General features: G+C 47.6%; 6 protein-coding genes. All 6 read right to left on the bottom strand.

Annotated features, from left to right (window positions below; genetic code table 11):
* Window positions 1-371: 371 nt before the first annotated feature.
* The 6 genes from DZC51_RS04360 to DZC51_RS04385 all read right to left on the bottom strand — a co-directional run bounded on the left by DZC51_RS04360 (window position 372) and on the right by DZC51_RS04385 (window position 9,261).
* Window positions 372-1,712 (bottom strand): aminotransferase family protein, encoded by a 1,341-nt coding sequence (locus tag DZC51_RS04360; RefSeq protein WP_157294158.1) that lies wholly within the window; start codon window positions 1,710-1,712, stop codon window positions 372-374.
* 77 nt (window positions 1,713-1,789) lie between these two features.
* On the bottom strand, window positions 1,790-3,412 hold the full coding sequence (locus DZC51_RS04365) for a BCCT family transporter (RefSeq protein WP_157294159.1): 1,623 nt from the start codon (window positions 3,410-3,412) through the stop codon (window positions 1,790-1,792).
* A gap of 51 nt (window positions 3,413-3,463) precedes the next feature.
* Entirely contained in the window at window positions 3,464-4,888 is a 1,425-nt protein-coding gene (locus tag DZC51_RS04370) for an aldehyde dehydrogenase family protein (RefSeq protein WP_157294163.1), read from the bottom strand.
* Between the two features lie 45 nt (window positions 4,889-4,933).
* Window positions 4,934-6,136 carry a M20 metallopeptidase family protein gene (locus DZC51_RS04375; RefSeq protein ID WP_157294160.1) on the bottom strand — a complete coding sequence of 401 codons (1,203 nt, stop codon included), beginning with the start codon at window positions 6,134-6,136 and terminating at the stop codon, window positions 4,934-4,936.
* Between the two features lie 52 nt (window positions 6,137-6,188).
* Complete coding sequence (locus tag DZC51_RS04380) at window positions 6,189-7,379, bottom strand: M24 family metallopeptidase (protein ID WP_157294161.1); 1,191 nt, start codon at window positions 7,377-7,379, stop codon at window positions 6,189-6,191.
* Window positions 7,380-7,599: 220 nt separating this feature from the next.
* Complete coding sequence (locus DZC51_RS04385; RefSeq protein WP_232524059.1) at window positions 7,600-9,261, bottom strand: PucR family transcriptional regulator; 1,662 nt, start codon at window positions 9,259-9,261, stop codon at window positions 7,600-7,602.
* Window positions 9,262-9,780: the final 519 nt, after the last annotated feature.

The raw sequence follows: 9,780 nt of genomic DNA on the forward strand, positions 1-9,780 counted from the left end.
CGACGGGTCGGGTTCCGGGAACACATTTCATCAGCGTTTTGCTGTTCAGTTTTCAAGGTTCATTTATTGTCGATGTCGTTTGAAGCGACTTTACTAATATAACACGCTTCTCGACTTTCGTCAACTTCTTTTTTCATTTCTTTTGTTCGGTGCGTCCCTGTCGGAAGCGCAACGTTGATAACTATACTACGGTTTGCCTGGCAGTGCAACCCCAATTCCCATAGTCGGAACCTTTTGTTTCCGGAGTCTATCCGAACCTCGTATGGGCCCAAAACGAGCCGTTGCCATCTGAAAGGACTTCTCGTCACCAAGCATTGTAAAAAGGACATGACCGGGTCTTCTGCCCGGCCAAGTCCTCTGGCTCATTGAGCTTATTTAATCCCTTTCTTTTTTACTTCTGTCAGGGATTGATCGATAATTGAAATGATCGTATCCACTTCTTCTTTATTGATGCAGAATGGCGGTGCGAAGGCGAGTGTATCCTGTCCCTCGTAGACGATGCTTCTTGCCAGCAGGCCGTGGTTCAGTGCTTCTTCTACTACCTTCCCTGATACCGGCTCGGAGAAGCGGGTGTTGGTTTCCTTGTCCTTCAGGATTTCAACCGCTCCGAGCAGCCCGATTCCCCGGATATTTCCGATCTCCTCATGGCGGTCTGCCAGCCAGTTAAATCCTTTCTGTAATTCTGCGCCCATATTCCGGACGTTTTCGATCAGGTTCTCTTCTTCGATGATTTCCAGGTTCTTTAACGCTACGGCACAGCACATCGGGTGCGCACTGTAGGTGTATCCGTGCATATAAACGCCTTCCGTCAGCTCGATGAGTTCATTCTTAAGCGGTTCGGAAATGACCATGCCTCCGATCGGAGCATAACCGCTTGAAATCCCTTTCGCAATGACCATCATATCCGGAACCACGCCGAAGTTCTCGATTCCGAAGTTTTTGCCCGTCCGGCCGAAGCCGTTGATCACTTCATCCGCAATGAAGAGAATGTCGTTTTGATCGCAGATTTCCCGGATATCTTTGAAATAATTTTCCGGCGGCAGATTGACTCCGCCTGATCCCTGGACAGGCTCCGCAATATACGCTGCAATGGTTTCTGCCCCTTCCCGCTCGATCATTTCCTTCAATGCTTCGATTGAAGAATCTACATAATAGAAGTCCGGTGCCAATGAAGGGAAGTCCCGGAAAGCAGGAAGGCCTGTCGCACTGGAGGCCCCAACGGATACTCCATGGTACGATTTCTGGCGGGAAATGATTTTCTTTTTTTCAGGCTTGCCTTTCAGCTTCCAATAATAGCGCGCCGTTTTAAACGCCGTATCATTGGCGTCCGATCCGCCTGATGTAAAGAAGGTCATCGCCAAGTCCCCCGGTGTCATCTCCGCTACCTTTTCAGCCAGCCTGATTCCAGGTTCGTGGCTGTTTGTGGCGAATGCCGAGCTGAAGGCCAGTTTCTTCATCTGCTCCATTGCCGCTTCGGCAAGCTCTTCCCGACCGTGGCCGATATTGACGTTCCATAGAGAGGACAGAGCATCAATCACTTGCTTCCCTCTTACATCCTTCAGGTAGATTCCTTTCCCTTCAGTAAAGATGAAGCCGGGACCCTTTTCCTGTTGCTGCTTGAAAGAAGACGTAGGATGCATGAAATGCTTTTTATCGAGCGCTGCCAGTTCCTCATATTTTGCTTGTACACTGTCCATCGTTTTCATCGTCATAGTATTTCCCTCCGTAAGTGAATCCGTATATTTGGTGTTTCCGTGTTACTGCATAGCATAAGTTCAGAAAATCTCAATCATATGTTTTCGTTAATCGGCCCGGGATAGGTGACTTTCTTTTTTCTCGCCGGGACCTTATAAGACTCAACACTCTCCTGCAATTCTTCGTCGACAGTCTCAGCCTCTGGCTCAGCTGCCACAGGAACCGCCTCATCCGCCCTGATTGTTTTAAATAAGGAAACGCCCATCAGGAGCAAGATGACGGTGAACGGCAACGCTGCTACCAAGGAAGCCGTCTGAAGACCCTGGAGACCACTGCTGATAATGAGGACTGCCACAATGGCTGACATCAGTACACCCCAAATGACTTTTACAAGATTGCTCGGGTTCGGATCTCCATTTGTTGTCATCATTCCGAGTACGAAAGTAGCCGAGTCAGCCGATGTCACCAGGAATGTGATGATCAGCAAAATGAAGGTTACAGACAGTACGGTGCTCATCGGGAAGTTGGCAAAAGTGGCGAACAGCGCACTCGTCACATCATTTTGCACCGCTCCCGCGATGTTTGTCTGTTGAAACAGATCCATATAAAGGGCTGTTCCGCCAAATACGGCGATCCACACAACTGCAATGAACGGCGGTACAATCAATACCCCAAAAACAAATTCTCGTATTGTCCGCCCTTTTGAAATTCGTGCGATAAACGTTCCGACGAAAGGCGACCATGCCAGTACCCAGGCCCAATAGCCGACTGTCCAACCCTTGGACCAGGTATTTCCGTCATACGGGGAAAGCCCGAGGCTCATCCCGAAGAAATTCTGAATGTAATCCCCTATGCCCAATACCAATGCTTCCAGGATGAACTGTGTTGGCCCGAGAAACAGGACAACCAGAATCAATCCGATGGCGAGACTAAGATTCAGTATGCTGAGAATCTTGATCCCCTTATCCAAGCCTGTTAATGCGGAAGTCAAATACAGCAGCAGCAGGCCTCCGGTGATGATCAATAAGAAAAGGGTATTCTGTGGAACGTCAAACACATAATTGAGCCCGCCATTGATTTGCAAAATTCCCATTCCGACCGATGTGGCTACCCCCAGCACCGTCGCGATGACCGCTAAGATATTGATCGCATTTCTCAGCGGCTTCTTGCCGCTCTTCCCTATGACCGGGTTCAGCGTATCGCTGATCATGCGTCCTTCCCTTTTCCTGAACTGGAAGTAGGCCAATGCCAGCCCGACTATTGTGAACACCGACCATTGGTGCACGCCCCAGTTAAAGAAGGAATACTGCATCGCCTGCCGTCCGGCCTCCGCGCTAAAGCCCTTCATTCCAGTCGGTGTATTCGCAAAATGGCTCATCGGTTCGGCAATCCCCCAGAAAACAAGCCCTGCGCCAAACCCCGTGCTGAACAACATTCCAATCCAGGCGAAATAGGAGTATTTGGGCTTTTCATCGTCCCTTCCCAATTTGATACGCCCATATTTACTGACAGCCAGTCCCAGGCAGAAAAGGACGATCGCCAGGACCGAGAGCAAATAGAACCATCCGAATGCATCCGATGTAAAGTTATACGCCGTGTCTGCCCATCTGGACAAACCTGCAGGGTTCACCGTCCCCCATAAAACCAGTAGAGTGATGACCGCTGCCGATATCCAAAAGACGATGTTCATATGTTTTGCTCTAGTTTTTATTTTCATATTTTGACTCCTTTAGTTTCCGGAAACTGAACAGCGGAAAAAGAGGATCTCTTATACAGACCGCTTCTGCGCCAGCTTAAAGCTGACGACTTTCGGTTCTGTCATTTCCTGAATCGTAAACTTGACCCCTTCCCGCCCTAGGCCGGATCCCTTCACCCCTCCAAATGGCATACCGTCAATCCGGTAATCACTGCTGTCATTAATCATAATTCCGCCTACATCCATCTTTCTGATGGCTTCAAAGGCTTTGTTGATATCGTTCGTAAAGATTCCGGCCTGCAGCCCGTAGTTCACATCGTTCGATCGTGAAATCGCCGAGTCGAAATCGGCAACAGGATACAGCAGAACGACTGGACCGAATATTTCTTGTCTGGCAATGGTAGAGTCAGGCGAAACATCGGTCAGCACGGTCGGAGGATAGAAAGCACCCTGCCGCTTTCCGCCTACTAATCGTTTAGCTCCCATCGCGATCGCCTCTTCCACCCAGCGTTCCACCCGAATGGCTTCCATCTCGTTGATCATGGGCCCCATATCGGTTGTATTCAGCATTTTGTCCCCGACTTGATATCTCTGCACGCGATCGACAAAAAGAGAAGCAAATCGTTCATAAATGTCTTCTTCGATATAGACTCGCTGGACACCCAGACAGTTTTGTCCAACTGCATAAAAGGCACCCGACACCGTGGACTCCACTGCCTTATCGATATCCGCATCATTGAGCACAATGACCGGGGAATTCGAGCCGAGTTCCATGCTGATCTTTTTCAGGCCGGCTTTACGGGCGATTTCTTCGCCTGTTTCCAGGCCTCCTGTAAACGACACCATCCGGATGGCAGGATGAGTCACCAGAAGATCGCCGATGACGCTGCCTTTGCCGGTAATCACAGATAGGACCTTGGGTGGCAGTCCTGCTTGTTCGAAAGCCTCGGCCAACATGAGTGCGCTCAGTGGCGTAACCGTGGCAGGCTTCACGATGATGGCATTGCCAGAAGCAATGGCCGGTCCCACTTTGTGCGCCACCAGGTTCAATGGGTCGTTGAACGGCGTGATGGCTGCAACAATCCCGATTGGAAACCGGTAGTAATAGCCGACACGGTCTTCGCTGCCTTCTGCCTGATCGAACGGAATGGTCTCACCATTGATGCGCCTTGCCTCTTCAGCACTGATCTTCAGTGTCTGGATACAGCGCTTGACTTCAGATGTCGCTTCCCGAATGGTTTTGCTGCCTTCCAGTGCAATCGTGGCCGCATATTCCCCCTGATTTTCTTCGATATACGCAGCTGCTTTATTCAAGATGCTAATTCGTTGATGGACCGGCATGGAAGCAGCAGTTTCAGCCCCTTCCTTTGCCCCTTCAATCGTCAGCAGCATATCTTCTTCCGATGCAGCCGGAACGGTACTGATCAGTGAGTTATCCTGAGGATTGAACACCTCGATGACATCCTCTTTTTCGACCCATTTGCCGGCAATAAACATCGATTTTCCAAACACTTTAGTATTCAATCACCCTGCACCTGCCTCTCAAAAAATGCTTTCTTTAGTCAATAGTCTGATTGCGGATTCGACCAGGATTTCTGCTCCCAAAGGCATGCAGCGCTCATCCAGATCGAATATATTCGTATGCAGATCCCGCCTGATTCCGTCTGGCAACGCACAGCCTAGGAAGAACATCGCTCCCGGAATTTCCTGTGTCATATAGCCGAAGTCCTCTCCTCCGAGTCCAAACTTTCCTTCATCAATTTGTATAGCAGGGTATAAGTCCGTTGCAGTTTTTCTGATGACTGCATTCACTGCAGCATGGTTATTCAAAGCCGGTTCACCGCGATCGACATTGAACGAATAGGTCCCCCCGAATGCTTCAACCACCTTAAATGCTTTTTCAATCTCAGCGCTCAGTTGCTCCCTTACTTCTTTTGAATAGGTCCGCAGCGTCCCCGTCACAACCACCTCTTCGGGGATGACATTACTCGCTGCCCCGGTGTGGATTTCACCAATACTCGCAACGGCGGTTTCCAGGGCAGAGATTCTTCTGGATGTGACTCCGTAAAACGCCTGCAAGACTGAAGAAAGCATCCATATGGGATCGGTGCCCAGATGGGGATATCCGCCATGACCGCCTGAACCCTTGATTTTGCCCCGGAAAACATCCACATTCGCCATGCTGTATCCGTCATTCATTTGGATGGTGCCGACCGGATGCCATGGGCAGACATGAAGTGCAATGGCAGAATCGACGCCTTCCAAGGCACCGTCTTCAATCATTCTTTGGGCCCCGGATCGTCCTTCTCCATCGGTATCTTCTTCTGCAGGTTGAAAAATGAGCTTGACGGTTCCGCGAAACTGGTTTGATAAGGACTTCTCAGCCAGCATCTTGGCCGCACCCAGCAAAATGGCCGTATGAGCATCATGACCGCATGCATGCATGACACCGGGATGTTCCGACTGATAGCTTTGGCCTGTTTTCTCTTCAATCGGGAGTGCATCCATATCTGCACGAATCGCCACTGTGCGTCCTTCACCATTTGAGATAGTTGCAACGACACCGGTTTTTCCGATGCCGGTTTGAACGGTAACCCCCTCGATTTCCCTTAACCTTTCAGCAACAAATTGAGCCGTTTTGTATTCATTGAAACTGAGTTCCGGAAATCTGTGGAGATGTCTTCGCCATGCGATGAGCTGCTGTTCCAGGCATTCTTTAACTGCTGACGCATTCCAATGTTCCATTGGCTTTCCTACCCCTCTATGTTAAGCGCTTTCATTTTGATGCTCAGATATGTTAAATAATGGCCTGTAAATGGTCTTTTACAATCAGACCACGCTCAAAGTCAGTCAGTACCTCACATCCGGTTTCGGTTACTCTGAATGATTCTGTGATTTCGATTCCGAAGTCTTCAAACCAAAGTGCCGGAATCAGGTGGAAGGTCATATTCGGCTGAAGAATGGTATGATCTCCTTTTCTGAGACTTGCTGTATGCTCGCCCCAATCAGGCGGGTAGTTTAATCCGATGGAATAACCGATCCTGGAATCTTTGCTGATGCCGTGTTTTGAAATGACCGTGTTCCAGGCAATCTCGACCTCTTCGCAAGTAACCCCCGGCTTAACTGCATCAAGAGCCGCATTCAATCCTTCCACCAGGATTTTCGAGGTATCCAGCGCTTTGACAGTCGGCTGGCCAATAGAAACGGTTCTGGCCAACGGAGAATGATATCGCCGGTGACAACCTGCCAATTCAATAATCACCATTTCATTATTGGTATATTTTCGGTCCGTCCAAGTTAAATGTGGAGTTGCTGTATTTTTGCCGGCTGGCAAAAGAGGGACAATGGACGGGTAATCTCCTCCATACTCTGGAGTTCCGCTGATGAGCCCGCTGTAGATATTGGCTGCCACATCGCATTCACGGACACCTTCCTGGATGGATTCCACGGCAGCCTGCATGCCAATACCGGCAATGTTGGCCGCTCTTTTCATATATTCGATTTCCTTTTCGGATTTGATGAGCCGGACATAATTGACCAGAAGAGTTGCATCCGAAAATCGGGCATTCGGCAAATTTGTCTTCAGTTTTTCATAGGCCAGCGCTGAAAAATAGTAGGAGCCCATCTCAACACCGACATTCCGTTTGGATTGTCCGATCTGAGTCAGGATTTTGGCGATGAAATCCATTGGATGCTTCAAGTCATTATGGATATGATCCTCCGGATAGGCGATAATGTTGTCCTTGTATAGCCAGGTCGTCACTTCCGCTGCTTTCGCGTCCATCTTCCTGCCAATCCAGATTGGCTGGTCTTCATCAATGATCACGATCAGCATCTGGTCAACATAAAAGGACCAGCCATCGTAGCCCGACAGATAATTCATGTTTGCGGGATTGGTGATCAGCAATACTTCAATTCCTTGTTCCGCCATGCTCGCCTTTGTCTTCTCCAACCGATCTTTATACTCTTGTAATTTGAATGGCAACATCCGGAATCCTCCTATTGTTCCGTCATTGATTCTGTCTCTTGAAGCAAGAATTCTCGCTTTGTCACTAACCTTTGCTCAACTAAACTTGTAATGATGATTATAAATTCAAAATATTTATAATACATCCGCATATTTGTATGAATTTAAATCTGATCTGTTCATACAGTTTTTATAAGAAAAATGGAACCGGATTGAAGTCATTCCGGTTCCATCTTTTTTCTTATCCTTTTTTAATTGCACCTGTCGACCAGACCCTGATACTGAAATTCAATAGAAAGAGATCATCGGGATCCACGAGGGATAAATTCGTCAATGATTCAATTTTCCTTAACCGGTACAGAAGAGATTGGCGATGAAGGTTGAGTTCCCTGGCAGTCTGGCTGACATTCCCGTTATTGTTGTTATACGCAACAAACGTCTTGATCAGATCCATTTCTCTTTTCTCATCATATTCCACCAACGGAGACAAAGTGGAGATCGTGATGTCACGGACTTCCTCATTGCCGGCCAAGTTTAACAGCAGCCTATTGATCTGTGTTTCGTCAAAATAGGTTCGCTTCCCGATGCCTCTTTGACTTCTGCCCATTTCCAGCGCTGCCTTTGCTTTCTGAAAACAGCTGGCAAAATTGCGTATTCCATCCCTGTCCATTCCAATTCCCCAGGAAAACAAGACGCCCGGTAACAAGTGAGTGAACCTTCTTTCCACCAGATCCAGGAACTGATTGACCGCATCTGCGGTAATCTTGTTGGTCGCTTCCAAAAAGACGATTACTTTATCATGTTCATGCGCAAAAAGAACCTGCCGTTGGACATTCTCTCCCGCATATAACAATCCTTCTTTAATATAGATACTCATTCTGTCCAATCTTGTCCTGCCTGACTCATTGAGGCTTGATTCATGACCGGTGGAATCATTCAGGTTCTCCGGAAAACCGATAATACATAGATAGGGAAGGTCAAGATTGTATCTGAAGAATTCTGCATGTGATGCAACATGTTCTTCAGACATCATTTCCCCTTTCGCTAAACCCAGCAGGAATTCATTCTGCATCCGGCTCTCGGCTTCGATCACTGCGCTGTTTCTTGAGAACCATAAAGCAGCCGCAACAACGGCTTGCTCAGCAATCATCAAGTCATGCTCATTCAGCCTTTTGTCTGAATCGGATAGGATGAAAAAATCACCTTTATGACCGACATCGGATTGAATGTTTAAATGGATCAACTGCACAGAACCGCTATCCAGCTGCTGTATTTCGGAATGCTTGGGATAATGCGATTCATTGATGGATGTTCTCATTTGGTCCCACAGAGCGAACACATCATTCGGATTTGCGCTTCCTGCAATTGGCTCTTTCTTCTCATTGCAAATGAGCACAGATTGGCTTAATTCCTGCTCAATATAGTGCGTAATGTGTTCTAACGTCTTTCCTTCAAGAACCTTTTGAATGAGCTGCTGCTGCATTTCCTTGAAACGTGTCGTCTCATTCTGTTTCAGTTCATTCAGTTTGGTCATCACTTCATGGACGATATCTGCAAATCTGATTTCCCATGGGAGTTCAATGATGATGAAGTTCCGGTCCGCAGCAAATTGAATGACCTCTTCCGGTATTTCAAATATATATCTTCCCGTTGCAATCGCTAAAGCCGACGCTCCCGAATCATATACATCTTTTATAAAAGACAACAATTCTTCAGTATTCTCATGACACCCGATTCCGGTACTCAGGACAAATTCATTCTCCCTGACGAAATTTTCAACAGGACTCTCCATTACCGATATCCATTCAACCGGTTTGTCCGTAAGGGTCTGTTCCCCGGTTTTAAGGATGGCATTTTCAAATAAAGTTGAGTCTATAAGTTCCCCGACTGATAAAAGCATCATTGCTCACCCCATTGCATGTTCTGATCAACATACCATTCTGGAGAATCCACAAATGTTAATCCCCTTTATGTCACTCTTCATTTTAATTTATATTCCTTAAATTGTAACCGGAATATTCGATTTTACTTGAGAAGTCTACTTTATCAAGGATAAAGCGGGTAAATGGTAGTGTTTTGCAAGGCGAGGTTAGCATGGGAAGGGATTTATTACATTTAGATACAGCGACAGACACGTGCTTTCCATGAAAATGACGATCCGTCCGTTGAAAGTGACGAATCCGATGAAACGTCCCGCCAGTCACCATGAAATGCCGCCTAGGGTCCCTCTTACAGGTATAAGCGCTCATAGATATTTCTATAGGCGCTTATTGCCGTTCTATGAGCGCTTGTGCATATTCTAAGAGCGCTTGCGGGTCTTCTATGTGCGCTCGCCGAGTTTCTATGTGCACTCCCTGTAAATAGTCCTTCGGACTGTTTTTCACGCATAAAAAAACCGCCTCCATAAGGAGACGGCCTTGTG

Source organism: Bhargavaea sp. CC-171006 (assembly GCF_009761675.1).
Taxonomy (GTDB): Bacteria; Bacillota; Bacilli; order Bacillales_A; family Planococcaceae; genus Bhargavaea; species Bhargavaea changchunensis.

Excerpts from the sequence above, each read along its gene's own strand:
- DZC51_RS04360 (WP_157294158.1), bottom strand. The coding sequence starts at position 1,712 with ATGACGATGAAAACGATGGACAGTGTACAAGCAAAATATGAGGAACTG.
- DZC51_RS04365 (WP_157294159.1), bottom strand. The coding sequence starts at position 3,412 with ATGAAAATAAAAACTAGAGCAAAACATATGAACATCGTCTTTTGGATA.
- DZC51_RS04370 (WP_157294163.1), bottom strand. The coding sequence starts at position 4,888 with ATGTTTATTGCCGGCAAATGGGTCGAAAAAGAGGATGTCATCGAGGTG.
- DZC51_RS04375 (WP_157294160.1), bottom strand. The coding sequence starts at position 6,136 with ATGGAACATTGGAATGCGTCAGCAGTTAAAGAATGCCTGGAACAGCAG.
- DZC51_RS04380 (WP_157294161.1), bottom strand. The coding sequence starts at position 7,379 with ATGTTGCCATTCAAATTACAAGAGTATAAAGATCGGTTGGAGAAGACA.
- DZC51_RS04385 (WP_232524059.1), bottom strand. The coding sequence starts at position 9,261 with ATGATGCTTTTATCAGTCGGGGAACTTATAGACTCAACTTTATTTGAA.